This window comes from Nonomuraea sediminis (assembly GCF_018531495.1).
Classification (GTDB): Bacteria; Actinomycetota; Actinomycetes; order Streptosporangiales; family Streptosporangiaceae; genus Nonomuraea; species Nonomuraea sediminis.
Map to the genome: position 1 here is coordinate 73,691 of NZ_JAHDTI010000006.1, position 26,573 is coordinate 100,263.

Genomic DNA, 26,573 nt, shown 5'->3' on the forward strand with positions numbered 1-26,573 from the left:
GAAATGTCCGCTCTGCTGTACGGCCCGTCCACCCGTACGGCAGGCCGCCCCGAACCCGCGCCCCGGGAACCGCGGCGGCCCGCCGTACAGGCGTCAGAGCACGACCGAGTCGAAGGCGGCCCGCATGGCCGCCACCCGGTCGGCGAGGTCCTTGACCGCCTCGGTGAGCCCCTTGTCGTCGGGGCGGTCCTCCCCCAGGGCGGCCAGCTTCTCCTCCACGGCCCGCAGCCGCTCGGCGAAGCCGGAAAGGATCTGGCAGCCGCCCGACGGCTCGCCGTCGCCGCGCACGAGCTCGCAGAGCAACGCCGCCTGCTGCTGCAGCTCCACGTTCTTGCGGAACAGGTCGATGAAGACGGCGACCTTGGAGCGCAGCACCCACGGGTCGAAGGGCTTGGTGATGTAGTCGACGGCGCCCACGGCGTAGCCGCGGAAGGCCGCGCCCGCGCCGGTGTCGGTGCCGGTCAGGAAGATGATCGGCACGTCGCGCGTCTGGTCGAGGCGCTTGACGTGGGCGGCCGTCTCGAAGCCGTCCATGCCCGGCATCAGCACGTCCAGCAGCACGACCGCGAAGTCGTTGCGCAGCATCAGCTTCATCGCCTCCTGGCCGGACCTGGCCTTGAACAGCTGCTGCTGCAGCGGGCGCAGGACCGCCTCGAGCGCGATCAGGCTGTCCTCGTTGTCGTCGACCAGCAGGATCTTGACCTGGCGGTTCATTGCGGTCCCTCCCGCTCGCCGGCGAGCCATCCCCGCATCACCTCCAGCAGGTGGTCGAGGTCGACCGGTTTGGGCACGTAGTCGGAGGCGCCGCAGGAGATCGTCTTCTCCCTGTCGCCGGGCATCGCCTTGGCCGTCAGCGCGATGATCGGCAGGTCGGCGAACCTGGGCATCTGCCTGACGGCGGCGAGGGTCTCGTAGCCATCCATCTCGGGCATCATCACGTCCATCAGCACCAGCGAGATCTTCTCGTCGCGCTCGAGCGCCTCGATGCCCTCCCTGCCGTTCTCGGCGTAGACGACCTCCATGCCCAGGCGGCCGAGGACGTGCGTGAGCGCGTACACGTTGCGGATGTCGTCGTCGACGATGAGGACCCGCCTGCCGGTGAGCGTCCGCCCGACCGGGCCCTCGCTCAGCTCGCTGAGCCGGGCCGCCGAGTGCCAGTCGTCGCCGCCGTCGACCGACGGCCACTCGGCCTGCACCTGGGCGGCGCTGCGGACCTCGACGTGCTTGCGCGTCGGCTCGATCGGGTGCCGTTCTGGATCGCTCTCGCGCGCGCCGGGCTCGGTCATGGCGCCCGAGGCCACACACCTGGCCGGCACGTAGAGCGTGAACGTGCTGCCGGCGGCCGGCTGGCTGCTGGCGTGGATCTCGCCGCCGAGCAGCCTGGCGATCTCGCTGCTGATCGACAGGCCCAGCCCCGTGCCGCCGTACTTGCGGCTGGTCGTGCCGTCGGCCTGCTGGAAGGCGCCGAAGATGGCGGGCAGCTTGTCGGCGGCGATGCCGATGCCGGTGTCGCTGACGGCGAAGGCGATCACGTCGGCGGCGGTGTCCTCGAGCACGCCCTCGGAGATGGAGACCTCCAGTCTGACCTCGCCCGCCGCGGTGAACTTGACCGCGTTGGACAGCAGGTTGCGCAGGATCTGCTGCAGCCGGCGCTCGTCGTTGTACAGCTCCCGTGGCACGCCGGGCCCCACGTTGATCTCGAGCTTGAGCCCGCGGTCGATCGTGAGCGGCCTGAAGGTGGCCTCGACATAGTCGAGCAGCTTGTTCAGCGGCAGGTTCTCCGGGCGGACGTCCATCCTGCCCGCCTCGATCTTGGACAGGTCGAGGATGTCGTTGATGAGCTGCAGCAGGTCGCTGCCCGCGTTGTGGATCGTGGTGGCGAACTCCACCTCCTGCTCGGACAGGTTGTTGCCGGGGTTGTCCGCCAGCAGCCTGGCCAGGATGAGCAGGCTGTTGAGCGGGGTGCGCAGCTCGTGCGACATGTTGGCCAGGAACTCGGACTTGTAGCGCGAGGAGGTGGCCAGCAGGTGCGCCTTCTCCTCCAGCGCGGCGTTGGACCTGCGCAGCTCGGCCTGCTGGCGCTGCAGCTCGTCCGAGCGGCCCTGCAGCTGCTGCGCCAGGCGCTGCGACTCCGACAGCAGCGACTCGGTGCGGGCGTTGGCGATGATCGTGTTGATCGCCACGCCGATCGTGACCACGAACTGGTCGAAGAAGGCCAGGTGGACCTCGCTGAAGCGGCTGAAGGAGGCCAGCTCGACCACGCCGAGCACGTTGTCCTCGAACAGGATGGGCAGCACCACCACGCTGGCGGGGGCCGCCTCGCCCAGCGCGGTGTGCACCTTGATGTAGTCGGGCGGCACGTCGTCGAGCAGGATGCGCTTCTTCTCCAGCGCGGCCTGCCTGATCAGGCCCGGGCCCGGGGTTCCGGGGTCCTGGAGCACGTCACGGTCGTGGGCCGCGCCGTACCCGGCGATGAAGGCCAGCTCGCCGCCGCGCGAGTCGGGGTCGGCCAGGAAGAAGGCGCCGTACTGGGCGCTGACCAGCGGGGTGAGCTCGCGCAGGATGAGGTCGGCGACCTCGACCAGGTCGCGGTGTCCCTGCATCAGGCCGGCGATGCGGGCCAGGTTGGACTCCAGCCAGTCCTTGGCCCTGGTGGTCTCGCGCAGGTTGGCGACCATGAGGTTGACGTTGTTCTTCAGCTCGGCCACCTCGCCCTTGGCCTCGAGGCTGATCGAGCGGCTCAGGTCGCCCTGGGCGACGGCGCTGGCCACCTCGGCGATGGCGCGCACCTGGGTGGTGAGGTTGCCCGCGAGCTCGTTGACGTTCTTGGTCAGCCGCTCCCAGGTGCCGTAGACGCCCTCGACCTCGGCCTGGCCGCCCAGCCTGCCTTCCGAGCCCACCTCGCGGGCCACCCGGGTCACCTCGGAGGAGAAGGAGGACAGCGTGTCGACCATCGTGTTGATCGTGGTCTTGAGCTCGAGGATCTCGCCGCGGGCGTCCACGTCGATCTTCTTGGACAGGTCGCCGTTGGCCACGGCGGTGGCGACCTGGGCGATGTTGCGGACCTGGCTGGTGAGGTTGGAGGCCATGAAGTTCACGTTGTCGGTCAGGTCCTTCCAGACGCCCGACACCCCGCGGACCTGCGCCTGGCCGCCCAGGCTGCCCTCGGTGCCCACCTCGCGGGCCACGCGCGTCACCTCGTCGGCGAAGGCGGACAGCTGGTCGACGGTGGTGTTGATGGTGTCCTTGAGCTGCAGGATCTCGCCCCGCGCGTCAACCCTGATCTTCTTGGACAGGTCGCCGTTGGCCACCGCCGTGGCGATCTGCGCGATCGAGCGCACCTGGCTGGTGAGGTTGTCGGCCATGAAGTTGACGTTGTCGGTCAGGTCCTTCCAGGTGCCCGACACCCCGCGCACCTCCGCCCGGCCGCCGAGCTGACCTTCGGTGCCCACCTCGCGGGCCACCCTGGTCACCTCGCTGGCGAAGGCCGACAGCTGGTCCACCATCGTGTTGATGGTGTCCTTCAGCTGCAGGATCTCGCCCCGGGCATCAACGGTGATTTTTCGTGACAAATCGCCTTGTGCCACTGCGGTGGTGACCTGCGCGATGGCACGCACCTGCGTGGTCAGGTTGGAGGCCATGAAGTTGACGTTGTCGGTGAGGTCCTTCCAGGTGCCGGAGACGCCCTTCACCTCGGCCCTGCCGCCCAGCTGCCCCTCGGTGCCGACCTCGCGGGCCACCCTGGTCACCTCGTCGGCGAAGGCCGACAGCTGATCGACCATCGTGTTGATCGTGTCCTTCAGCTGCAGGATCTCGCCCCGGGCGTCGACCGTGATCTTCTTCGACAGGTCGCCGTTGGCCACCGCCGTGGTCACCTGGGCGATCGAGCGCACCTGGGTGGTCAGGTTCGAGGCCATGAAGTTGACGTTGTCGGTCAGGTCCTTCCAGACGCCGCTCATCCCCCGCACCTGCGCCTGGCCGCCCAGCCTGCCCTCGGTGCCGACCTCACGGGCCACCCTGGTCACCTCGTCGGCGAAGGCCGACAGCTGGTCCACCATCGTGTTGACGGTCAGCTTCAGCTCGAGCAGCTCGCCCGTGGCCTCGACCGTCACCTGGCGGGTCAGATCTCCCCTCGCAACCGCCGTGGTCACCACGGCGATGTCGCGCACCTGCGCGGTCAGCCGCCCCGCCATGGCGTTGACCGCCTCGGTCACGTCGCGCCAGCTGCCCGACATGCCCTGGACCTTGGCCCGGCCGCCGAGCCTGCCCTCGGTACCGACCTCGCGCGCCACCCGGGTGACCTCGCCGGAGAACAGCGCGAGCTGGTCGACCATGCGGTTGACCGCCTTGCCCATCAGGCGCAGCCCGCCGCGCAGCGGCCGGTTGTCCTCCTGCAGGTCGACCCGCTGCGACAGGTCGCCGTCCGCGACCGCGTTGAGCACCCTGGTCGCCTTGGCCGCCGGGATCACCAGCGCGTCGATGAGGCTGTTGACCGCCGACACGTTCACCGCCCACGTTCCGGCGCCGGGGCTGGTGGTGATCCTTTCGTCGAGGTGGCCCTGACGGGCGACCTCGGCGCGTACTCTGGTCAGCTCGCCCGCCAGGTGCTCGTTGCGGTCGACGACCTGGTTGAAGGCCATCACGAGCTGGGCGAGGAACGGGTCGCCCGGCAGGTCGAGCCGGGCGCGGAAGTTGCCGTCGCGCAGGCCCTGCAGGGCCACGAGCAGCGGTCGGAGATCGGCGGCCTGGAGCGTTCCAGGAGCGAGTGGGGGTTCCAACTGCGCGACCATGGGCGGCCTTCTTCACAACTGGCGGTATAACGGGTCCTCAGTCTGCCACTCTGAGAGTGACCAAGCTGCCACATCGAGTGATGTTCTAGGACGACGTAGTGGAAACCATCCAGGCCTCGAAAGCCGCCTTCGAGGGCACCCCCCAGGCGCCGGCGGCCGCGCGCGAGTTCGTGCGCGACACGCTCGGCCATTGGCGCCTGAGTCACGTGGCCGAGGACGCGGTGCTGCTGACCAGCGAGCTCGTCACCAACGCGGTGGTGCACGCGGGCACGGGGATCGAGGTGACCTGCCGGCTGGACGTGGGCGCGACGCCGCCGAAGCTGGAGATCGAGGTGGACGACCGCCACCCCACGCGCACGATCCTGGCGGCCGAGTGGGCGCCGGTCAGCACGCTGCCGACCTCCGGCAGGGGGCTGGCGCTCGCGGCCATGCTGGCCGACGCGTGGGGGGTGACCTACACCAGGTCGGCCAAGCGGGTGTGGGTGCGCATCGAGCTGGCCGACGGCAACGGCGAGCTGTCGGCCCCCGCGGCGGCCCCGGCCTCCACGGTCGCGCCCGTCGGCACGCTGCACGTGGCGACCGTCATCGCCGACGAGCACGGCCGGGTCGAGTCGTGGAACCAGGAGGCCGCCGCGCTGCTCGGCTGGCAGGCGGACGAGGCCGCGGGCATGCCGCTGACGGAGCTGGTGGCCTGGCGCGCGCACGGCCCGTACGCGCTGTCGCTGACCGACACCCTGCGCCTGCGCCGCTGGCGAGGGGAGTCGCGGATGCGGCACGTCGACGGGAATCTGATCCCCGTCTACATCTCCCACCTGCGCAACGACGGCCACTCGATCTGGCTGGTGGTCTCGGCCGACCACCGCTACGTCCTGACGCCGCCGCCCGCGCCGATGCGGCGGGAGGCGGGCCGCCGGATCAAGGACCTGCTGGCCAGCCGCCGGCCGCTGCCCGAGCTGTTCGAGACGATCGCGCAGATCATCCACGGCTCCAGCGGCGCCGACGCCGCCTACGTGCTGACGCGGGCCGAGGAGGGTCCCGGATTCGGCGTGGCGGCGGGCGCGGGCCGTACGGCGGGCCTGGTGGGCGTGCTGGCGGCCGGGGTGTTCGACGCGGCGCGCAAGACGCCGGCCCTGGTCGACGACCTGCTGGCCGGCGACGTGGAGCTGGCCGAGCAACTGGGCGCCCGCTCGCTGGCGTGCGCGCCGCTGCGGGTCTCCGGCGAGGTCGTGGGCTACCTGGTGATCACGGCCGCTTCGCCGGGGCGTTTCGACGAGCAGCTGACCGTCAACCTGCAGCACGTGGCCGACCAGGTGGCCGACGGCGTGCGCAGGGAGGGGCTGGCCGAGCAGGAGCGGGCTCACCGGGGCAGGCTGGCGTTCCTGGCCGAGGCTGGCGAGCTGCTCGCGGGGGTGCACGACCCCGACCTGCTCGCCGCGCTGACCGCCCAGCTCGTGGTGCCCAAGCTGGCCGCGTGGGCGGCCGTCTACCTGACCGACCTGACGGGGGTGACCAGGCTCGCGCACGTCTGGCACGCCGAGGAGCGGTGCATCGCCGATCTGCGCCGGCAGCTGCCCTCGCTGCCGAACCAGCCCGCCACCCAGCCCACCCTGGCGCTGCTGGCCGAGAACGTGCTGTCGTTCCCGCTGCTCACCGAGGGCAGGTCGCACGGCGCGCTGGTGATCGGGCGCCGCGAGCCGATCCTGCCGCTGGAGCTGAGCACGCTGCTGACCGACCTGTGCCGGCTGGTCGCGCTCAACCTGCACACCGCGATGCTGTACGACCGGCAGGTCACCACGTCCAGGGTGCTGGCGCGCAGCCTGCTGCCGATGCGCGCGGCGGCCATGCCGGGGCTGGAGTCGGCGGTGGTCTACCAGCCGGCCGAGGAGGGCGCCGACGTGGGCGGCGACTTCTACGACCTGTTCACCGTGGCCGACCACTGGTGTTTCGCGCTGGGCGACGTGTGCGGCAGCGGGCCTGAGGCGGCGGCGGTGACCGGGCTGGCGCGGCATGCCGTACGGCTGCTGGCGAAGGAGAAGTACGCGGTCGATGACATCCTGGACCGGCTGAACAGGACGATCCTCGACGAGGGGGACGATCTGCGCTTCCTCAGCCTGCTGTGCGGCGAGATGACGCCGCTGCCGCAGGGCGGGGCGCGGTGCACGGTCGCCTCGGCCGGGCATCCACCGCCGCTGGTGCTGCGCAAGGGCGGCCTGGTCGAGGTCGTGGCCACCCCGCAGCTGCTGCTCGGCATCGAGAGCGGGACGCGGTTCTTCGCCGAGACGTTCGAGCTGGCGCCGGAGGAGGTGCTGCTGTGCGTGACCGACGGCGTGACCGAGCGGCGCAACGGCGGGCGGCTGCTGGACGACGACGACGGGCTGGCGCGGATCCTGGCCGGCTGCGGCGGGCTGAGCGCGCACGCCGTCGCCGAGCGGGTACGGCAGGCCGTCGACTCCTTCGCCGCGGAGCCATCGCGCGACGACGTGGCGCTGCTGGTGCTGAGAGCTATGCCGTGAAGCGGTAGGTGGTCGAGGAGGTACGCAGCTCGCCGGGCCGCAGGACCGTGGAGGGGAAGGCCGGGTGGTTGGGCGAGTCGGGGAAGTGCTGCGTCTCCAGGCACAGCCCGGCGTGCGGCCCGTACGGCGTGGCCGCCCCGTCGAGCATGCCCCCGGCGTAGAACTGCACACCCGGCTCCGTGGTCGTCATGATCATCGCCAGCCCGGGCACGCGCACCTCGGCGGGCCCGTCGAGCACGAAGCAGTGGTCGTAGCCGCCGTCCATCCTGGCGCCGATCGGGTGCGGGGTGGTGAAGTCGAAGTCGGTGCCCTTGACGGGCGCCAGCTCGCCGGTGGGGATCTTGTGCTCGTCCACGGGCAGGTAGCGCGCCGCGTCCATGCGCAGCACGTGGCCGCGCACGTCGCCGCCCCCTGCCAGGTTGAAGTAGGTGTGGTTGGTGAGGTTGACCACGGTCGGGGCGTCGGTCTCGGTGGTGTAGTCCAGGCGCAGCCCGTCGCCGTCGAGGGTGTAGGTGACCGAGGCGGTCAGCGTGCCGGGGTAGCCCTGGTCGCCGTCGGGGCTGACCAGCGTGAGCGTGACCGACCTGGTCGTGCGGTCGGCGAGGGTCCACACCTTCTTGTCGAAGCCCTCGATGCCGCCGTGCAGGCTGTTGGACCCGTTGTTGACCGGCAGGCGGTACTCCACCCCGTCCAGGGTGAAGCGGCCGCCGGCGATGCGGTTGCCGTAGCGGCCGACGACGGCGCCGAAGTAGCGGCTGCGCGTCAGGTAGTCCTGGAGCGTGTCGAGGCCGAGCACCACGTTGACGCCCGCTATCTCCAGGCGCTGCAGGATGGCGCCGTAGGTGAGCACCGAGGCGCGCAGCTCGCCCGACCGCAGCTCTACGCGCTCGACGGGACGGCCGGAAGGAAGGATGCCGAAGGTCATCGAGGTGCCTCTCCCGTCGATTCGCGGATGATCAGGTCGGTCTCGAGCATGGCGACGGGCGTGCCGCCGCCTTCGCCCACGGACTGCAGCAGCATGTCGACGGCCATCCGGCCGGCCGCGGCGGTGGGCATGGCGATCGTGGTCAGCTTGGGCCTGGTCAGCCGCCCTGAGACGATGTCATCCACTCCTATCACGCTGATGTCGCCGGGCACGTCCACGCCGCGCCCGATCAGTCCCTCCATCAGGCCGATGGCGACCAGGTCGTTGTAGGCGAGCACGCCGGTCACCCCACTGGCCGCCACGTCGCCCGCGGCCTGCAGCCCGCCCTGCTCGGTGGGCGGGTTGGGGCCGAGGAGGACCAGGTCGACCCCGCTCATCGCGGCGGCCGCCTCGTGCATCTGCCTGCTGGTCCACGATCCGCTCGGCCCGGAGACCAGGGCGATCCTGCGGTGGCCGAGGTCGCGCAGGTGCTCCACGGCCAGCCGGGCGCCGCGCCCGACGTCCATGAGCACCGTGGGCATGCCCTTGACCCGGCGGTTCACCACGACGAACGGCACGTCCTCGTGCAGGCGCTCGATCGTCTTGTTGGTCAGGCGGGGGCTGCACAGCAGCACGCCGTCGACCTGTTTGGTGAGCGTCTGGATCAGCTCCTCCTCGACCTGCGGGTCCTCGTCGGTGTCGGCCACGAACACGTGGTAGTCGCGGGTCCTGGCCTGTGCCTGGGCCGCCTTGATCAGCGGAGGGAAGAACGGGTTGGCGATGTCGGCGACGATCAGGCCGATGTTGTGGGTGCGGCCCGTGGTCAGCGCTCTGGCCGCCCGGTTGGGCCGGTAGCCGAGCTCTTCCGCCACGGCGAGCACGCGGGTGCGGGTCTCGGGATTGACCAGGTGGGGCGCGGAGAACGCGCGCGACACCGTGGAGACGTGGACGCCGGAGGCGTACGCCACGTCCCGGATCGTCACGGCCATGGCGGCACTCTACTGCAATCGGTTGTTCCGGCGTCACTTGACGCTCCGCAGATCGTCCTTGGATACTTCCTGCAACCGGTTGCCGCCCTCGAGGGGAAGATCGATGACCCGGATCCTGGTCACAGGCAGCGCGGGACGGCTGGGGCGGAGCGTGGTGACGTCGCTGGCCCAGGCGGGGCACGAGGTGATCGGCGTCGACTCCGTGCCCGGCACGCCGGAGGCCGCCGCGGCCACGATGCCCGCGGACCTGACCGAGCTGGGCGAGGCCTTCGAGGTGATGGCCCGCTTCCGTCCCGATTCCGTGGTGCACCTGGCCGCGATCGCCACGCCGTTCAGCAGGACCGACGCGCTGACCTTCCGCGTCAACTCCCAGCTGGCCTTCAACGTCTGCGAGGCGGCCTCCGCCCTGGGGGTGGCGCGCGCGGTGATCGCCAGCAGCCCCACGGTGATCGGGTACGGCACGCCGGGCTGGGCGCCCCGTTACCTGCCCATCGACGAGGAGCACCCGGCCGAGCCGTGGAACGCCTACAGCATCTCCAAGCTCGTCGCCGAGCAGGTGATGCGCGGCTTCGCGCGGACCTCGGCCACCCGCTTCGCCGCCGTCAGGCCGTGCTTCGTGGTCGCGCCCGAGGACTGGTCGGGCTCGCCCACCCAGACGGGGCACACGATCGCCGAGCGGCTCGACCGGCCCGAGCTGGCCGGGGTCTCGCTGTTCAACTACCTCGACGCCAGGGACGCATCCGACATGATCGCCGCCCTGCTCGAGCGCCTGCCCGAGCTTCCCAACGGGGAGGTGTTCTTCGCCGGGGCCGCCGACGCGCTGGCCCGCGAACCGCTGGCCGACCTGCTGCCCGCCGTCATGCCCGCCACTGCGGGCCTGGCCGCGGGGCTGACCGGCACCTCCCCCGCTTTCTCCGCGGCCAAGGCCGAGCGCCTGCTCGGCTGGACGGCCAAGCGGAGCTGGCGCACCGAACTGGAGACGTCATGATCATCGATCTCAGGGTCACCGCCAGGTCCGCCGCGCTCCCCCGCCCGTGGGGTCCCGACGTCCCGGCCAACCACGTGCTGGTCTGCGAGGTGCTGCTGGAGGACGGGCGCACGGGCACCGGGTTCTCGTGGACGCCGCAGATCGGCGCGCATGCCGTACGGGCTCTGCTCGAGCACGATCTACGGGAGGCGCTGGTCGGGCTGGAGCCGCACCCGGAGGTGGTGTGGGACCGGCTGTGGCGGCACGTGCGCGAGGCGGGCGGCGGCGGGATCACCACGATCGCGCTGGCGGGGATCGACCTGGCGCTGTGGGACCTGCGCTGCGGCGGGCGCGGCCTGGCCGACGTACTGGGCCGGCGGCGCGAGTCGGTCCCCGTCTACGGCAGCGGCGTGAACCTGCACTATCCGCTGGCCGACCTGGTGGCGCAGGCCGAGCGGTGGAAAGCCGCGGGCTACCCGGCGGTCAAGATGAAGGTGGGCAAGGACGACCTGCACGAGGACGTCGAGCGGGTGGCCGCGGTGCGCGAGGTGATCGGGCCGCAGACGCTGCTGATGGTCGACGCCAACCAGCGCTGGGACCTGCACCGCGCCCGCAGGGCCGTGGCCGCGCTCGCCCCCTACGGCCTGCACTGGCTGGAGGAGCCGCTCCCGGCCGACGACCTGGCCGCGCACGTCGAGCTGCGCCGCTCGGTCGACGTGCCGATCGCGGTGGGCGAGAACGTCTACACGGTGTACGGCTTCCGCGACCTGCTGACCGCGGGCGCGTGCGACGTCGTCCAGCCCAACCTGGTGCGGGTGGGCGGGATCACGCCGTTCCTGCGGATCGCGGAGCTGGCCAGGGCCTTCGACGTGCCGGTCCACCCGCATCTGCTGCCCGACGTGTCGGGGCAGCTTGCGCTCGCGCTGCCGTTGCCGTGCATGGTGGAGGACGTCGAGGACGCCTCCCTGGCGGCGCTCGGGCTGCTGGCCGAGCCGTACCCGGTGGCGATCGAGGAGGCCAGGCTGCGGGCGGGGCCGCACGCCGGACTGGGGCTCAACTGGCGGTGAGCCCTTGCAATCGGTTGCAGGTCTACCAGGCCTCACCGACCGGCCTGATGGTGAACATGCCGCCCGCCCTGTCGTGCTCGGGGTCGGACAGGTCCGGCTCGCCGTGCTGTGCCAGGACGCCGGCGGCGCCGGTCTCGGAGTCGTCCTTCGAGACGTAGCCGATGGCCCGCGCCTCGTCGAGCGACCACCAGCGGCGGGCGTTGTCCGACACGCCCCACACGACGTGGTACCCGGGCGCCGTCAGCGCGGCCTCGACCAGGGCGGCCAGGTCGCCGGGCGAGATCCAGGTGGCCAGCCCCCGGGTGTCGGCCGAGCCCTCGTTGCAGGTGCCGAGCCGGATCACGGTCACGTTCATGCCGTACCGGTCGTGGTAGAGGCTGCCCATCGCCTCCATCACGACCTTGCTGACGCCGTAGTAGGTGTCAGGGCGCGGGAAAGCGTAGTCGGGCAGGTCCTGGCCGGAGGCCGGCCTGGTGTGGAATCCGGCCGCGTGGTGGCTGCCCATCAGCACCAGGTGCTCGACGCCCTCCTTCCTGGCAACCTCCATCAGCACGTGCAGGCCGTCGATGTTGGCCCGCACGATGTCGGCCCAGGGATGCTCGCGGCTCTGCCCGCCGAGATGGATCACGGCGTCCACGCCCTTCACGGCATGGGTCATGGCGGCCTCGTCGCACAGGTCGGCGGTGACCCACTCCTCGCCGTGGCCAGGATCCAGGGGGCGCAGGTCGGAGAGGCGGAGTATCCGGCCGTCGCGGGCCAGGCGGGGGCGGAGGAGCGTGCCGACCTTGCCGGCGGCGCCGGTCATGAGGATGCGCATGCGTTCCGTTGTACAAGACTCTGTTCCAAATTCACATCCTTGAATATTGACCGTGACCTACGCCACTCGTTACGTTCACATGAACTAGCTCCACGTCCTCGTAAGTTGTCCACGTATGTGAACGGGAGGCGGTCTGATGTCACGCCAACTGCTCGGGGTCGCAGTCGCCACGGCCCTGGCCGTCACGCTGACAGGCTGCGGTTCCGGGGGATCAAGCTCAGACGACGCACTTCAGATCTGGATCAGGCAGGCACCTGACTCCGACTCGGCCAAGACGGCCAAGAAGCTGGCCGACGCCTTCACCAAGGCCAGCGGCGTGAAGACGAAGGTCGTCGCGTTGTTCGACGACTTCGAGACCAAGCTGCAGCAGCAGGCGGCCCAGAAGAAGCTTCCCGACATCGTCATCAACGACACCGCCCAGCTCGGCAACATGCACACCCAGGGCTGGCTGCGCGAGATCGACATGAACGCGGTGGCGGGCCACGACAAGCTGTCTGAGACCGCGTTGAAGGCCGCGCAGGGCAGCGACGGCAAGTACTACGGCGTGCCGTTCTCCGCCCAGTCGTTCGCGCTGATCATCCGCAAGGACTGGCGCGAGAAGGTCGGCATGCAACCGCCCCAGAGCTGGGACGACCTGGCCAAGCTGGCCAAGGCCTTCACCGAGAAGGACCCCGACGGCAACGGCCAGGCCGACACCTACGGCTTCGTGGCCCCGGCGGGCACCAAGCGCGGCTACGCGTCCTGGTACGCCTCCTCGCTGATCTACGCCAACGGCGGCGACTTCATCAAGGCCGCGGGCGGCGGCAAGTTCGCCTCCACCGTGACCGACCCCAAGACCGTGGAGGCCGTGCAGTTCCTGCAGGACCAGTTCTGCAAGGCCAAGACCGTCAACCCGGGCGCGGTCAGCAACGACACCACCGTCACCCACGAGGTCTTCGAGAAGGGCCAGGGCGGCATCTACCTGGTCGGCCCGTACGTGCTCGCCCGCTTCATCAAGAGCATCGGCACCGACAAGCTCGAGGTCGACCCGGTGCCCAACGGCCCGTCCGGCGGCCCCGGCACCCTCGGCGAGGGCGAGAACGTCTACCTGATGGCCGGTTCGGGCAACCAGGACGGGCAGAAGAAGTTCGCCGAGTTCGCCGTCTCCGCCGACGGCCAGAAGATCGGCATGAACAAGGACGCCAACGGCGCCATCGTCCGCCTGCCCGTCAACACCGCGGTCGACCTGTCCGCCGAGCGCTCCGACCCGCGCTGGAAGGTCTTCCAGGACTCCTACGCGCACGCGGTCTACGCCCCGCCGGTGCCGAACTGGGCGCCGATCAGGCAGGACTCGGCCGACGCCTTCAACGCCGTGTGGGCCGACTGCTCGGCCGACGTCAAGACCAAGATGGGCGAGCTGAACACCAAGCTCACCCAGGAACTGCAGTCGCAGAAAGCCTCATGATCTCGACCGCCACGCGCGCGCCGAACAGGTCCGCGACCCCCCACCGCCGCGCCAAGAAGGTGCGGCGGCGGGGGACGCTGACCGCCTGGCTCTTCCTCGCGCCCGCCCTCCTGCTGTTCCTGTACTTCAAGTTCATCCCCATGATCGAAGGTCTGCGGATGAGCTTCTTCGAGGTCAGGCCGTTCCTCGGCGACCGCTTCGTGGGCCTGGACAACTACCGGACGATCGTCACCGACGACGAGTTCGTCGGCGCGATCTGGCACAGCGTGCTGCTGGCCGTCGGCACCACCGTCGGGTCGCTGCTGCTCGGGTTCGTGCTCGCGCTGCTCATCGAGGGCTCGGCCAGGTATCTGTGGTTCGTCAGGACCGCGGCGTTCCTGCCGGTCGTGACCACGATGGCGGCCGTGGCCGAGGTGTGGCGCATCATGTACCACCCGGCGCCGACCGGCACGATCAACCACCTCCTCGGCTGGATCGGGCTGGGGCCCGAGCCGTTCCTGGCCAGCGAGCACTCCTCGCTGCTTTCGATCATGGGTCTGTCGATCTGGCGTGGCGCGCCGTACGACATGATGATCCTGCTGGCGGGGCTGGTCGGCATCGACCGCACGCTGTACGAGGCGGCCGCCGTGGACGGCGCGACCACCTGGGAGCGGCTGCGGCACATCACGCTGCCGGCGCTGCGGCCGGTGTTCTGGATCCTGGCCACGCTCGCCGCGATCCGCGGGCTGCGCGTCTTCGTCGAGGTCTACGCGCTCACCAACGGCGGGCCGAACGGCTCCACCGAGGTGCTGATGACGCTGATGTACAAGCTCGGCTTCCAGAAGGGCGAGCTGGGCGTGGGCGCGGGGGTGGGCATCGTGCTCTTCCTGGCCACGCTGGTGCTCACGGTCGTCGTCCAGGTCATCCGCAGGAGGCAACCGGCATGATGCGTTTCGACAGCGCCCTCGGGCTCTCCTCCCGGCGCGGCCCGGTGGCTCAGACGGCGAAGGTCCTGATCTACACGGCGATGGTGCTCGTGTTCACCGGGCCACTCGTGGGACTGCTGGTCAGCGCCTTCAACAGGACCCTGGACCCGACCAAGTTCTCGCTCTGGCCCGACCAGCCCACCCTGGAGAACTTCGTCCAGGCCGGCAACATGAACGTCTACCACTACCTGTTCAACTCCTTCGTGGTGGTGGGATTCGGGCTGCTGCTGCAGATGCTGGTCAGCGTCTTCGCGGCGTACGCGCTGGCGCGCAAGAAGTTCCGCGGCATGGGCGTGGTGATGCTGATCATGCTGGCCACGATGATGATGCCCGAGGAGATCATCGCGATCCCGCTGTCCCTCGTGCTCTCGGACATGCCGGTCTTCCATGTCGACCTCATCGGCACCTACGCGGGCATGATCCTGCCGCTGGGCGCCTGGGGCTTCTCGATCCTGGTGATGACCGAGTTCATGAAGGAGGTGCCGATCGAGCTGGAGGAGGCCGCGCGCATCGACGGGGCCGGTGAGCTGCGCATCTTCGCCACGATCATCCTGCCGCTGTGCAGGCCGGCGCTCGGCGTGATCGGGGTCTTCGGCTTCACCATGATCTGGGACCAGTACATGCTGCCGCTCATCGTGGCACCTGAGCCGGACATGTTCACGCTGCCCATCGCGCTGCGCTCGCTGCGCTCCAACGAGGAGGTCGGCATCGGCGTGCTGCTGGCGGCCTCGCTGCTGGCGCTGCTGCCGTCGATCATCGCGTTCCTGGTCTTCCAGCGGCAGTTCATGCGGGGTCTCACCAGCGGCGCGATCAAGGGTTAGGTGTCCATGTATCTGGACGGCATCCACTATTCTGGAATCCATGGAGCCCTTGATGGTCAAGTCCGCCGAGCGGACAGTCCGCATCCTGGAGGCTCTGGCGGCCTCCCCGGACAAGCTCACGCTCTCCGAGCTCCAGCAGAGCACGGGGTTCCCGCGGAGCAGCCTGCACGCGCTCATGCGCACGCTGGTCGAGCTGAACTGGGTGGAGACGGACGGTTCCGCCTTCGGGATCGGACCGCACGCCCTGCTGACCGGCACGGCCTACCTGGACAAGGATCCCGCGTTGCCGCTGGCGCAGGAGACGCTGGAGGACCTGCGCGCCGAGACAGGCCAGACCGCGCACTTCGCCCGGCGCGACGAGGCCCACGTGCTGTACCTGGCGACCAGGGAGTCGCGCGAGGCGCACCACGTCATCCCCAGGGTGGGCCGCCGGCTGCCCGCGCACGTCACGGCGCTCGGCCAGGTGCTGCTCGCCCAGCTCACCGACGACGAGGTCAAGGCGCTGCTGCCCGAACCGCTGCCGGGGCTGACCGAGCACAGCATCGTCGACGTGGCCAAGCTCACCGGCGAGCTGGACCAGGTCCGCACCAGGGGCTGGGCCTACGAGCGCGAGCAGGGCACCCCCGGCGTGGCCTGCGTGGCCGTGGCCGTGGACTACCGGATCCCGGCCACCGACGCGATCAGCTGCTCGATGCCGGCGGGGTTGCCGCCCGCCGAAGTAGAGAAGATCACCGACGCGGTGATCAGGCATACCCGCAAGCTGGCTGCCACCCTGCGCAGGGAGGGCATCCGCTAGAAAGGATCATTGTTGATGCGGCTAGATGGTGTTCTCTTCTTCCCCGTGACTCCCTTCGATGAGGCGGGTGCCGTAGCGGAAACGGCATTGGCCGAGCACGTCGCCCAGGGGGTCGCGGCCGGGGCGGGAGGAGTGTTCACCGCCTGCGGCACCGGCGAGTTCAACGCTCTCGACCTCGACGACTACACCCGGGTCGTGGCCGGCTCGGTGGCGGCCACGGGCGGGCGCGTCCCCGTCTTCGCCGGGGCGGGCGGCCCCGCGCCGGCCGCCAGGGCCTTCGCCGCCGCCGCTGCCGCGCGGGGCGCCGACGGGCTCCTGCTCATGCCGCCTTACCTGGTCAGCTCCCCCGCCGAGGGCCTGGTGCGCTACGTGCGCGAGGTCGTGGCGGCGACCGACCTGCCGGTCATCGTCTACCACCGCGGCAACGCCCGCTTCACCCCCGCCGCGGCCGCGGAGGTGGCCGCGATCCCGCAGGTGATCGGCCTGAAGGACGGGCTGGGCGACTTCGATCTGCTCCAGCGGATCATCCTGACGGTACGGCGGGCGGTGGATCGCGACTTCACCTTCTTCAACGGCCTGCCGACCGCCGAGTTCACCGTGCCCGCCTACCGGGGGCTGGGGGTCAACCTGTACTCCAGCGCCGTCTTCGCCTTCGCGCCCGAGATCGCCCTGGCCTTCTACAAGGGCGTCACGGCCGGCGACGACGACCTGGTGCAGCGCCTGCTGACCGATTTCTACCTGCCGCTGGTGACGCTGCGCGACCAGGTTCCCGGTTACGCGGTCGCGCTGATCAAGGCGGGCGTACGGCTGCGCGGCCTGGACGTGGGCGGCGTGCGCGCCCCGCTGATCGACCCGACGCCGGAGCACGTCGCGCGGCTGGAACGCATCATGAACACCGGCCTGGAGATCGCCGGGGCCTGATCGTGCCGGGGGCGGGCCGGCCGCCCCCGGCCCTCGCGTCAGCGAACGCCGTCGACCCGCCGCGGGATGCCCAGCGGGTTGCCGTCCTTGAGCTCGTCGGGCAGCAGCTCCTCGGGCCAGTCCTGGTAGGCGGTGGGCGCCAGCCAGCGGTCGATCGCGGTGGCGCCGACCGAGGTGTGGGCGGTGTTCGTGGTGGCGGGCCACGGCCCGCCGTGGTGCATGGACCAGGCCACCGCCACCCCGGTGGGCCAGCCGTTCCAGATCAGCCGTCCCGCCTTGCGCTGCAGCACCTCCACCAGGTGCTCGGCCTCGGCGGCGTCGGCGGCGTGCACGGTGGCCGTCAGCGAGCCCTCCAGCCGCTCGAGCACGGCGGGCAGGTCGGAGGCGTCCTGGTAGGTCACGAGGATCGCGGCGGGGCCGAAGCACTCCTCCGCGATCCCCGGCAGCTTGGCCGCGAAGGTGTCCAGATCGGTGGTGAAGACCTTCGGCGTGACCGCCAGCGCGCCCTCGCCCGGCTGCCCCTCGGCCAGCAGGTTCAGCTCGCCGAGCCGCCCGAGGCCGCCCAGGTACCCGTCGCGGATCCGCTCGGCCAGCATGGGCCCGCCCGCGCTGCCCTCGACGGCGTCCACGACGGCCTTGCGCAGCTCGTCGTCGTCCGGCGCGAACACCAGCCCGGGGTTCGTGCAGAACTGCCCCACGCCCAGCGTCAGCGAGGCCGCGAACCCGCTGGCGACCTGCGCCGTGGCCGCGGAGGGCAGCACCACCACCGGGTTGACGCTGCCCAGCTCGCCGAAGAACGGGATCGGCGTGTCCCGCTCGTCGATGAGCGCCTGGATCGCCTTCCCCCCTGCCACCGAGCCGGTGAACCCGGCCGCCACCACGGACGGGTGCCGCACCAGGTCCGCGCCCGCCTGCAGGCCGTGCACCAGCCCCAGCAGGTCCGGGTACGGCAGGGCCGCCCGGACCACCCTGGCCACCGCCGCCGAGGTGTTCGGATGCCCGGGATGCGCCTTGACCACCACCGGGCACCCGGCGGCCAGCGCCGAGGCGGTGTCGCCGCCCGCCACGGAGAACGCGAAGGGGAAGTTGCTGGCGGCGAACACCGCCACCACGCCCGGGAGCGGCTGCTTGATTCGGCGCACGTCCGGCCGGGGCGGCGTGGCGGCGGGATCGGCGTGGTCGATGATCGCGTCGAGGTACCCGCCGTCCTTGATCACCTGCGCGAAGAGCCTGAACTGCCCGGCGGTCCTGGCCACCTCCCCGCGCAGCCGTACCTCGCCGAGCGCGGTCTCCTGGTCGGCGAGCCGCCACAGCTCGTCCACGTGCGCGGACAGCGCGTCGGCGACGGCCTCGAGCGCCTCCGCGCGTTCCTCGGCCGGGGTCGCCCGCCAGGCCTCGCCCGCGGCGGCGGCCGCGGAGACCACCATGTCGACCCGGGCGCTGTCAGCCTCGGCCAGGCCCGCGCCGACCTGCTGTCCTGTCCTCGGGTCGTGTCCGTAGATCATCGCTTGGCCTCCCAGTGCAATATCACACTTCACAATCTACCGCTTGACACCCTCACGGGGCGATTCTTACAGTTGCCGCACATCGTTCACAAATCTGTCGCTCGTTCACATATATGGACGGTCATGATCATTCGCGAAGTCCGCGTCACCCCCGTAGCGTTCCGCGATCCGCCCCTGCTCAATGCCGCCGGAGTCCACGAACCATGGGCGTTGCGGACCGTCGTCGAGGTGGTCACCGACGAAGGGCTGTCCGGGCTCGGGGAGACCTACGGCGACCTGGGCCATCTGACCAAGGTCCGCGAGTGCGCCGAGGCGCTGGTCGGGCTGGACGTGCACGCCACGCACGAGATGTACGCCAGGATCGGCGCGATCGTCGGCGACGTGGTGAGCGACCTGCACGGCCTGACCGGGGCGGCCACCAAGGAGAAGAGCGTCGACCGGGTCTTCTCGACCTTCGAGGTGGCCTGCCTGGACATCCGCGGCAAGGCGGCGGGCGTCCCCGTCTCGGACCTGCTGGGCGGGCGGGTGCGCGAGGCCGTGCCGTACAGCGCCTATCTGTTCTACAAGTGGGCAGGGCATCCCGGACAGGAGCCGGACAGGTTCGGCGAGGCGCTCGACCCCGCCGGGGTGGTGGCGCAGGCGGCGATGCTGATCAAGGAGTACGGGTTCACCTCGATCAAGCTCAAGGGCGGGGTGTTCCCGCCCGAGCAGGAGATCGAGGCGATACTCGCGCTTCGCGAGGCCTTCCCCGGGATGCCGCTGCGGCTCGACCCGAACGCCGCGTGGAGCGTGGAGACCTCGATCCGGGTCGGCCGGGCGCTCGACGGCGTGCTGCAGTACCTGGAGGATCCCACGCCGGAGATCTCCGGCATGGCGGCCGTCGCCGGGCAGGTCCCGATGAAGCTGGCCACGAACATGTGCGTGGTGACCCAGGAGCACCTGCCTCCCGCCATCGAGCAGAGGGCCATCGGAGTGCTCCTGCTCGACCACCACTACTGGGGCGGGCTGGTGCGCTCGGCCCAGGTGGCGGCGCTGTGCGACACGTTCGGGCTGGAGCTGTCCATGCACTCCAACTCCCACCTCGGCATCAGCCTGGCCGCGATGACCCACCTGGCCGCCGCCACCCCGAACCTCACCCACGCCTGCGACACGCACACGCCCTGGCAGGACGGCCAGGACGTGGTCGCGCCCGGCGCGCTGCGCTTCGAGGGCGGCGCCGTGGTCGCGCCCACCGGTCCCGGGCTCGGCGTGGAGCTCGACAGGGACGCGCTGGCCGCGATGCACGAGCAGTACCTGACCTGCGGCATCACCGCCAGGGACGACACCACCTACATGCGGCGCTTCGAGCCCGCCTTCTCACCGGGGAGACCGCGCTGGTGAACGTGGCCTACGTCTATCCATGGGACGTCGCCGGCGACCCGGCCGCCGCCGACAGGATCGCCTCGCTCGGCGTCGAGGCGGTCGCCCTGGCCGCCTCCTACCACTCCACCAGGGCCGCCACGCCGTACCATCCCGACCACCGCGTGCTCGACGTGCCGTATCCGGCCTTCTACCTGCCGGTCAGGCCCGCCGCCTGGGGGCGGCTGGTGCCCGCCGCGCCGACCTGGACCCCGGTGGACGCCTTCCTGCGCGCCCGCGACGAGCTGCGGGCGGCCGGTCTCCAGGTGCACGCCTGGACCGTCCTCACCCACAACTCCCACCTCGGCGCCGCGCATCCGGACCTGGTCGTCCGCAACGCTTTCGGCGACGCCTACCCCTACGCGCTCTGCCCCGCCCACGACGACGTGCAGGAGTACTGCGAGCGGCTGGTGCGCGAGATCCTGACCGCGGGCGAGCCCGACGGGCTGATCCTGGAGGCGTGCGGGCCGATGGGCTTCGGCCACCAGAGCGTGCACGAGAAGACCGCCGGCGCCGACTGGGGTCCCGCCCACGCCGACCTGCTCAGCCTGTGCTTCTGTACGGCATGCGCCCCCCGCTGCCCGCCGGGGCTGCGCGACGCGGTCATGGCGGCGATCGACGGCTCACCCGAGTCCGTGGAGCAGGCGCTGGGATCGTCCGCGCAGGCCGTGCGCGAGGTGCGCGTGGCACTGTCCGCCTCCCTGCGTACCCGGCTGCTGGCCGCGGTCCGCGAGCTCGCGCCCGGCGTGCCCGTCACCCTGCACGCCAACCCCGACCCCTGGGCGGCGGCCGCGTTCGCGGCGCTCCCGGAGGGTGACCTCGGGCTCGACGTGCTGGTGGGCAACTGCTGGGGCGACCAGGCCGCCGATGCCGCCCGGCTGTCCCGCCTGGGCGAACTCGCCACGCCCGGACAGCGTGTGGGCGCCTACGTCCTGGCCCTGCCGCCCCGCCCCGCCGACGCATCGGTGCTGGCCGAGCAGCTTCGGGCCTACGCCAAGGCGGGCGCGGCGGAGTTCCACCTCTACCACGCGGGCCTCGCCTCCCCCGCCCGGCTGGAGGCCATCAGGCAAGCGCTAGGACACCTGGGCTAGCCACGGTTCGTGCGCGCCGCCGAAGGGTCCCGTGCGCTCGCCCACGGCCGCCATCAGCCACGCCGCCGACTCCTGCGCCCGCCCGACCAGCTCGGGCGGGTATCCGAGCAGCACCTGGTGCTCGGCGAACTCGTCCTCGTCGTCGAGGATCAGCCGCCCGTCGCGCATCCTGATCACGTCCAGGTCGAGGTCCAGCATGGTCACCTCGTCCTCCCGCCACTCGGGCACCGTGGTGATGTCGCAGTAGACCTCCACCTTGTGCGGCGCCGCGTTGAACGAGGCGGTCCACCAGGCTCCACGCGGGAAGAGCATCACCGAGGCCACCGCGAAGACGACCGGCTCCTCCTCGCCCCTGCGCATCGTGGTGCCCTCCCTGAGCCCCACCCAGACGCCGTGCTCGTCCTCCCCCAGCCGGACGGCATCGTGATGCCAGTGCAGCTTGCCACCATATTTACGGAAAACGACCTGCATGCGGATCACGCTATCGCGCGGCGGTGACCAACCCGCTCTCGTAGGCGGCGATCACCAGCTGGGCGCGGTCGCGGGCCTCCAGCTTGGTCAGCAGCCGCCCGATGTGGGTCTTGACCGTGGCCATGCTCAGGTACAGGTGGCCGGCCAGCTCGGCGTTGGACAGGCCGCGCGCGATCAGCGTCAGCACCTCGCGCTCCCGCCCGGTGAGCGTTTCCAGGCCCGTGACCTGCGGGGAGGCGGGCCGCCTGGCGAACTCCTCGATCAGGCGGCGCGTCACCACGGGCGCGAGCAGCGCCTCGCCCGCGGCGACCACCCGGATCCCGGCCAGCAGGTCACCGGGCGGGGTGTCCTTCAGCAGGAAGCCACTCGCCCCCGCGCGCAGCGCCGCGTACACGTAGGAGTCCAGGTCGAACATCGTCACGATCAGCACCCGCGCCGTGTCGCCGATGTGCCGGGTGGCCTCGATGCCGTCCATCTCCGGCATCCGCACGTCCATCAGCACCACGTCGGGCCGCTCCGCCCGGGCCAGCTCGACCGCCTCCGCGCCGGTGGACGCCTCGCCCACCACGGTCAGGTCGGGCTCGGACTCGACCAGGACCCGGAAGCTGCCGCGCAGCAGCGCCTGGTCGTCGGCGATCAACACCCTGATCACGAAATTTCCTGATACGGCAGGCGGGCGGACACCCGGAATCCCCTTCCCGGCAGGGGCCCGGCCTGGAAAGCCCCGCCGTACATCATGACCCGTTCGCGCATGCCGATCAGACCGTGGCCCGACCCGGCGGCGGCGGGCAGCGTGCGGCGGCCGGGGCCGTCGTCGGTCACTTCGATGCTGACCTCGTTCCCGTCGGCGCGCACGAGCACGCGGCAGCGCGCGGGAGCGGCGTGCTTGACCACGTTCGTCAGCGCCTCCTGGACGATCCGGTACGCCGACAACCCGATTCCCTCGGGCACCACGCCGGCCTCCAGCGTGAGCTCGACCTCCACACCCGCCAGGCGGGCCTGCGCGGCCAGGCCGGGCAGCCCGCCGAGGCCGGGCGCGGGTCGCAGTGAGGTGTCCTCCCCCGACCGCAGCACGCCCAGGAGCTGGCGCATCTCCGCCAGCGCGCCCCGGCTGGCCGTCTCGATCACCCGCAGCGCCTCGTACGCCTCCTCGGGACGGCTGCGCAGCACGTGGTTGGCCACGCCCGCCTTGACCGCGATGACGCCGACGCTGTGGGCGACCACGTCGTGCAGCTCGCGCGCGATGCGCAGCCGTTCCTCGGTGACGGCCCGCTCGGCCAGCCGTTCCGCCTCGCGGGCGGCGTAGCCGCGGCGCTCGCGCACCGCCCGACCGACCGTCCACGCCGCGCCCAGCGCCGCGAGGCCCGTGATCAGGTCGCCGACGCCGTCCGTCCAGCCCATCGGCGAGCCCGCCAGCACCAGCAGCATCGCCGCCAGGACCGTGGCCACGGCCGCGGCCACGGTCGGCACCTGACCGCCGCGCCGCTCGACCAGGGCGACCAGGTAGAGGGCGTACGCGGGAGAGAGGTAGGCCGCGCCGACCACGCCGAGCACGGTTCCCACCACCGCCACCGTCAGCACGAGGGCGAAGACCGGAACCGGCCACAGCCGCCGCAGGGCCAGCGGGATCGACAGCGCGAGCGGGATCGACAACCTCGCCCACACGGGGCCTCCCGAGGCCGAGGCCATGAACCCGAGCGCGAACACCCACGCCGCCAGGCAGTCCAGGGCGACCAGCTGCCCACGGGTCAGCCGCCTGGCGAAAAGGTCCACGTCATGACGGTATCGGCAGTTCCGGACGGCGCGCGTCATACCCGGGTCTGACGGAACCGGGTCCGATGTGCGGGCGGCCCGCCGTACCGGATGGTGTGGGGTGTGATCGAACTCAGACGACTGACGAAACGCTACGGCCGCACGCCGGCCGTGGACGAGCTGTCCCTGCGGGTGGAGCCCGGGCACGTGACCGGGTTCCTCGGGCCGAACGGCGCGGGCAAGTCGACCACGATGCGGCTGATCCTCGGGCTCGACCATCCGACCTCGGGCGAGGCGCTGGTCAACGGGCGACGCTACGCCAGGCTGCCGCGGCCGATGCTGGAGGTGGGCTCCCTGCTCGACGCCGGCGCGGTGCACGGCGGGCGCAGCGCGTACAACCACCTGCGGTGGATGGCCCGCACGAACGGCATCGGCGAGCGGCGGGTGACCGAGGTGCTGGAGGAGGTGGGCCTGGCGGGCGTGGCGCGCAAGCGGGTGGGCGAGTTCTCACTCGGCATGAAGCAGCGCCTGGGCATCGCGGCGGCCCTGCTGGGGGATCCGGGGATCCTGATGTTCGACGAGCCGGTGAACGGGCTCGACCCCGACGGGGTGCGGTGGATCAGGGAACTGATGCGCGCGCTGGCCGCCCAGGGGCGCACGGTCCTGCTGTCGAGCCACCTGATGAGTGAGATGGCGCTCACGGCCGACCGCATCGTCATCATCGGGCGCGGCAAGCTGATCACCGAGTCGAGCGTGGCGGAGCTGACGTCCCGGTATCCCTCGCTGGAAGAGGCCTACATGTCACTGACGGCTGACAGCGTGGTGTACCGGTGAAGGGCGTGATCTCCGCGGAGTGGCTGAAGCTGCACTCGGTGCGCTCGTCCCTGGTGACCGTGGCCCTCGCGCTCTGCGGGCTGCTGATCGCCGTCGGGCTGGCGCTGATGGCCGTCGCCATGTACGACAGCGCGCCCGCCGCCGCGCGCCCCACCGCCAGGATCGCCGACCTGGAGGACGTGGTGGTCATCGTGCCGCAGCTGTGCCTGGGGATCCTGGGCGTGCTGGCGTACACCTCCGAGCACGCCACCGGGCTCATCAGGACCACGCTCGCGGTCGTGCCGCGCCGCTGGCCGGTGGTGGCGGCCAAGGCGGTCGTCGTGGGCACGGTGGCGCTGGTCGTCGGGCCGGTCGTGGTCTTCGGAACGTTCTTCCTGACCCACTGGCTGCTCGGCGGGCGCTACCCGGTCCCGGTGTTCCACGACCAGTGGCCGACGCTGGTCACCACGTCCCTGTCGGTCCCGGTCTTCGCGCTGCTCGGCCTGGGGCTCGGCGTGCTGGTGCGGCACACCGCGGCCTGCATCGCCGCGCTCGTCGGGCTGGTCTACGTGGTGCCCATGATCTGCGGGAACCTGCCCGCGCCGTGGCGCGAGCGGCTCGGCTCCCTGATGATCGGCGCGCTCCCCCGCGAGATCACCGGCGCGGACCTGACGCACTCGGTCTACGGCTCGCTGCTCTCGCCGCTCGCCGCCGCCCTCGTGCTCGTCGCCTACGCGGTCGTGCCGCTGCTCGCGGGGGTGTGGCGCCTGCGCTCGGCGGACGCCTAGGGGGTACGGCACGGCCGGCCGTACCCCTTGTCAGACCTCGACCACCACCGGGATGATCATCGGGCGGCGGCGGTAGGTGTCGCTCACCCAGCGGCCCACGGTGCGGCGGACCACGCGGCGGATCTCCTGGATGTCGACCACGCCGTCGGCGGCCTTCTCCTCCAGGGCCCGCTCGATCTGCGGGATGAACTCCTCGAACTGCGCCGGGTCGATGCCCGAGCCGCGCGCGTGGATCTCGGGGCCCGCGGTGAGCTTGCCGGTGTTGGAGTCGACCACCACGACCACCGAGATGAAGCCCTCGTCGCCGAGGATGCGGCGGTCCTTGAGCGAGGTGTCGGTGATCTCGCCCACCGAGCTGCCGTCGACGTAGACGTAGCCGGCGTGCACCGCGCCCACGATCTTGGCCAGGCCGTCGACCAGGTCGACCACGACGCCGTCCTCGGCGATCACGATGTGGTCGCGCGGCACGCCCGTCAGCTCGGCGAGCTTGGCGTGCGCCCGCAGGTGCCGCCACTCGCCGTGGACCGGCATGAAGTTGGACGGACGGGTCAGGTTGAGCACGTACAGCAGCTCGCCGGCGGCCGCGTGCCCTGAGACGTGCACCTTGGCGTTGCCCTTGTGCACCACCCTGGCACCCCACCGGGTCAGCCCGTTGATCACCTTGTTGACGGCGGACTCGTTGCCCGGGACGAGCGACGAGGCCAGCAGCACGGTGTCGCCCTGGGCGATGCGGATGGGGTGGTCGCGGTTGGCCATCCGCGACAGCGCCGCCATCGGCTCGCCCTGAGAGCCGGTGCAGACGAGCACCACGTCTTCCGGCGGCATCTCCTCGATGTCGCGCGAGTCGACGATCAGGCCCTGCGGGACCTTGAGGTAGCCCAGGTCGCGGGCGACGCCCATGTTGCGGATCATGGACCGGCCGACCAGCGCGACCTTGCGGCCGTGCTTGGCGGCGGCGTCCATCACCTGCTGGATGCGGTGCACGTGCGAGGCGAAGCTGGCCACGATCACGCGCTGCTCGGAGGTGCGGATCACCTCGTCGATGACCGGGCCGATCTCCCGCTCGCTGGTGACGAACCCGGGCACCTCGGCGTTGGTCGAGTCGGACATCAGCAGGTCGACGCCCTCGCTGCCGAGCCTGGCGAAACCGCCCAGGTCGGTCAGGCGGCCGTCGCTCGGCAGCTGGTCCATGCGGAAGTCACCGGTGTGCAGCACGATCCCGGCGGGCGTGCGGATCGCCACGGCCAGCGCGTCGGGGATCGAGTGGTTGACCGCGAGGAACTCGCAGTCGAACGGCCCGAACGTGTGCCGCTCGCCCTCCACGACCTCCTGCTTCACCGGCTGGATGCGGTGTTCGGTGAGCTTGGCCTCGATCAGGGCAAGCGTCAGCTTGGAACCGACGAGCGGGATGTCGCGCCGCTCTCGCAGCAGGTAGGGGACGGCTCCGATGTGGTCCTCGTGTGCGTGGGTCAGCACGATGGCCTCGATGTCGTCGAGGCGGTCTCTGATGTACTCGAAGTCGGGCAGGATCAGGTCCACGCCCGGCTGCTCGGGCTCGGGGAACAACACCCCGCAGTCGACGACCAGCAGGCGGCCGTCGTACTCGAAGACGGCCATGTTCCTGCCGATCTCACCGAGCCCGCCCAGCGCGACGATGCGCAGTCCTCCGTCCGGCAGCGGCGGTGGCGGCGCCAGATCGGGATGCGGGTGGCTCATGTGAGGCCCTCGCTATTGCATCTTGTTCTCAAACTCCCAGTTCCT

Annotated in this window: 21 protein-coding genes and 1 pseudogene; 12 read left to right on the top strand and 10 right to left on the bottom strand. The window is 71.1% G+C overall.

What is annotated here, in order from left to right; translation table 11 throughout:
* Positions 1–93: 93 nt before the first annotated feature.
* The gene (locus KIK09_RS27320) at positions 94–714 is read right to left on the bottom strand and encodes a response regulator (protein ID WP_214322233.1); all 621 of its coding nucleotides are present in this window, start codon (positions 712–714) and stop codon (positions 94–96) included.
* Positions 711–4,790, bottom strand: a complete 4,080-nt coding sequence (locus KIK09_RS27325; RefSeq protein ID WP_214322234.1) for a HAMP domain-containing protein — start codon at positions 4,788–4,790, stop codon at positions 711–713. Before KIK09_RS27325 ends, KIK09_RS27320 begins: the two co-directional genes overlap by 4 nt.
* A gap of 98 nt (positions 4,791–4,888) precedes the next feature.
* Here KIK09_RS27325 and KIK09_RS60140 point away from each other — a divergent pair, with 98 nt between their 5' ends.
* Complete coding sequence (locus KIK09_RS60140) at positions 4,889–7,303, top strand: SpoIIE family protein phosphatase (RefSeq protein WP_214322235.1); 2,415 nt, start codon at positions 4,889–4,891, stop codon at positions 7,301–7,303.
* Here the strand turns inward: KIK09_RS60140 and KIK09_RS27335 are convergent.
* Together KIK09_RS27335 and KIK09_RS27340 are read right to left on the bottom strand one after the other, a co-directional pair.
* Positions 7,293–8,228: an aldose epimerase family protein gene (locus KIK09_RS27335; protein WP_214322236.1), complete on the bottom strand. Its 936-nt coding sequence runs from the start codon at positions 8,226–8,228 to the stop codon at positions 7,293–7,295. The genes KIK09_RS60140 and KIK09_RS27335 overlap by 11 nt on opposite strands.
* Positions 8,225–9,196, bottom strand: coding sequence for a LacI family DNA-binding transcriptional regulator (locus KIK09_RS27340; protein ID WP_214322237.1), 972 nt, complete (start codon positions 9,194–9,196; stop codon positions 8,225–8,227). The genes KIK09_RS27335 and KIK09_RS27340 overlap by 4 nt, the downstream gene beginning before the upstream one ends.
* A 103-nt stretch (positions 9,197–9,299) precedes the next feature.
* Between KIK09_RS27340 and KIK09_RS27345 the strand changes: the two genes are divergently transcribed.
* Together KIK09_RS27345 and KIK09_RS27350 are read left to right on the top strand one after the other, a co-directional pair.
* Positions 9,300–10,184 carry an NAD-dependent epimerase/dehydratase family protein gene (locus KIK09_RS27345; RefSeq protein WP_214322238.1) on the top strand — a complete coding sequence of 295 codons (885 nt, stop codon included), beginning with the start codon at positions 9,300–9,302 and terminating at the stop codon, positions 10,182–10,184.
* A complete protein-coding gene (locus KIK09_RS27350) occupies positions 10,181–11,230 on the top strand; it encodes a mandelate racemase/muconate lactonizing enzyme family protein (protein ID WP_214322239.1) in 1,050 nt (349 codons plus the stop codon). Before KIK09_RS27345 ends, KIK09_RS27350 begins: the two co-directional genes overlap by 4 nt.
* A gap of 22 nt (positions 11,231–11,252) precedes the next feature.
* On the opposite strand, the gene KIK09_RS27355 is transcribed toward KIK09_RS27350, so the two are convergent.
* Positions 11,253–12,047, bottom strand: a complete 795-nt coding sequence (locus tag KIK09_RS27355) for an NAD-dependent epimerase/dehydratase family protein (protein ID WP_250573878.1) — start codon at positions 12,045–12,047, stop codon at positions 11,253–11,255.
* 136 nt (positions 12,048–12,183) lie between these two features.
* Between KIK09_RS27355 and KIK09_RS27360 the strand changes: the two genes are divergently transcribed.
* The 5 genes from KIK09_RS27360 to KIK09_RS27380 are packed head-to-tail and all read left to right on the top strand — an operon-like array spanning position 12,184 to position 16,994.
* On the top strand, positions 12,184–13,491 hold the full coding sequence (locus KIK09_RS27360; RefSeq protein ID WP_214322240.1) for a sugar ABC transporter substrate-binding protein: 1,308 nt from the start codon (positions 12,184–12,186) through the stop codon (positions 13,489–13,491).
* Positions 13,488–14,417, top strand: coding sequence for a carbohydrate ABC transporter permease (locus KIK09_RS27365; protein WP_214322241.1), 930 nt, complete (start codon positions 13,488–13,490; stop codon positions 14,415–14,417). The genes KIK09_RS27360 and KIK09_RS27365 overlap by 4 nt, the downstream gene beginning before the upstream one ends.
* Entirely contained in the window at positions 14,414–15,277 is an 864-nt protein-coding gene (locus tag KIK09_RS27370; RefSeq protein ID WP_250573879.1) for a carbohydrate ABC transporter permease, read from the top strand. The genes KIK09_RS27365 and KIK09_RS27370 overlap by 4 nt, the downstream gene beginning before the upstream one ends.
* A 40-nt stretch (positions 15,278–15,317) precedes the next feature.
* Positions 15,318–16,073, top strand: coding sequence for an IclR family transcriptional regulator (locus tag KIK09_RS27375; protein ID WP_214322242.1), 756 nt, complete (start codon positions 15,318–15,320; stop codon positions 16,071–16,073).
* 15 nt (positions 16,074–16,088) lie between these two features.
* Positions 16,089–16,994 carry a 5-dehydro-4-deoxyglucarate dehydratase gene (locus KIK09_RS27380; RefSeq protein WP_214322243.1) on the top strand — a complete coding sequence of 302 codons (906 nt, stop codon included), beginning with the start codon at positions 16,089–16,091 and terminating at the stop codon, positions 16,992–16,994.
* Between the two features lie 38 nt (positions 16,995–17,032).
* On the opposite strand, the gene KIK09_RS27385 is transcribed toward KIK09_RS27380, so the two are convergent.
* The gene (locus tag KIK09_RS27385) at positions 17,033–18,499 is read right to left on the bottom strand and encodes an aldehyde dehydrogenase family protein (RefSeq protein WP_214322244.1); all 1,467 of its coding nucleotides are present in this window, start codon (positions 18,497–18,499) and stop codon (positions 17,033–17,035) included.
* Positions 18,500–18,622: 123 nt separating this feature from the next.
* Between KIK09_RS27385 and KIK09_RS27390 the strand changes: the two genes are divergently transcribed.
* Positions 18,623–19,879: a glucarate dehydratase family protein gene (locus KIK09_RS27390; RefSeq protein WP_214322245.1), complete on the top strand. Its 1,257-nt coding sequence runs from the start codon at positions 18,623–18,625 to the stop codon at positions 19,877–19,879.
* On the top strand, positions 19,876–20,988 hold the full coding sequence (locus tag KIK09_RS27395) for a hypothetical protein (RefSeq protein ID WP_214322246.1): 1,113 nt from the start codon (positions 19,876–19,878) through the stop codon (positions 20,986–20,988). The genes KIK09_RS27390 and KIK09_RS27395 overlap by 4 nt, the downstream gene beginning before the upstream one ends.
* Here the strand turns inward: KIK09_RS27395 and KIK09_RS27400 are convergent.
* From KIK09_RS27400 to KIK09_RS27410, 3 genes are read right to left on the bottom strand one after another with little or no spacing between them, the layout of a single operon-like run.
* On the bottom strand, positions 20,971–21,459 hold the full coding sequence (locus tag KIK09_RS27400) for a DUF402 domain-containing protein (protein ID WP_214322247.1): 489 nt from the start codon (positions 21,457–21,459) through the stop codon (positions 20,971–20,973). The genes KIK09_RS27395 and KIK09_RS27400 overlap by 18 nt on opposite strands.
* Before the next feature lie 10 nt (positions 21,460–21,469).
* Complete coding sequence (locus KIK09_RS27405; RefSeq protein WP_214322248.1) at positions 21,470–22,111, bottom strand: response regulator; 642 nt, start codon at positions 22,109–22,111, stop codon at positions 21,470–21,472.
* On the bottom strand, positions 22,108–23,232 hold the full coding sequence (locus KIK09_RS27410; RefSeq protein WP_214322249.1) for a sensor histidine kinase: 1,125 nt from the start codon (positions 23,230–23,232) through the stop codon (positions 22,108–22,110). The genes KIK09_RS27405 and KIK09_RS27410 overlap by 4 nt, the downstream gene beginning before the upstream one ends.
* Before the next feature lie 102 nt (positions 23,233–23,334).
* Between KIK09_RS27410 and KIK09_RS27415 the strand changes: the two are divergent.
* Both KIK09_RS27415 and KIK09_RS27420 read left to right on the top strand, forming a co-directional pair.
* Positions 23,335–23,976 (top strand): annotated as a pseudogene (locus tag KIK09_RS27415) (ABC transporter ATP-binding protein); the annotation flags it as partial.
* Positions 23,977–24,041: 65 nt separating this feature from the next.
* Positions 24,042–24,812 (top strand): hypothetical protein, encoded by a 771-nt coding sequence (locus tag KIK09_RS27420; protein WP_214322251.1) that lies wholly within the window; start codon positions 24,042–24,044, stop codon positions 24,810–24,812.
* A 30-nt stretch (positions 24,813–24,842) separates the two neighbouring features.
* Here KIK09_RS27420 and KIK09_RS27425 read toward each other — a convergent pair whose 3' ends face one another.
* Positions 24,843–26,528 carry a ribonuclease J gene (locus KIK09_RS27425; protein ID WP_214322252.1) on the bottom strand — a complete coding sequence of 562 codons (1,686 nt, stop codon included), beginning with the start codon at positions 26,526–26,528 and terminating at the stop codon, positions 24,843–24,845.
* Positions 26,529–26,573: the final 45 nt, after the last annotated feature.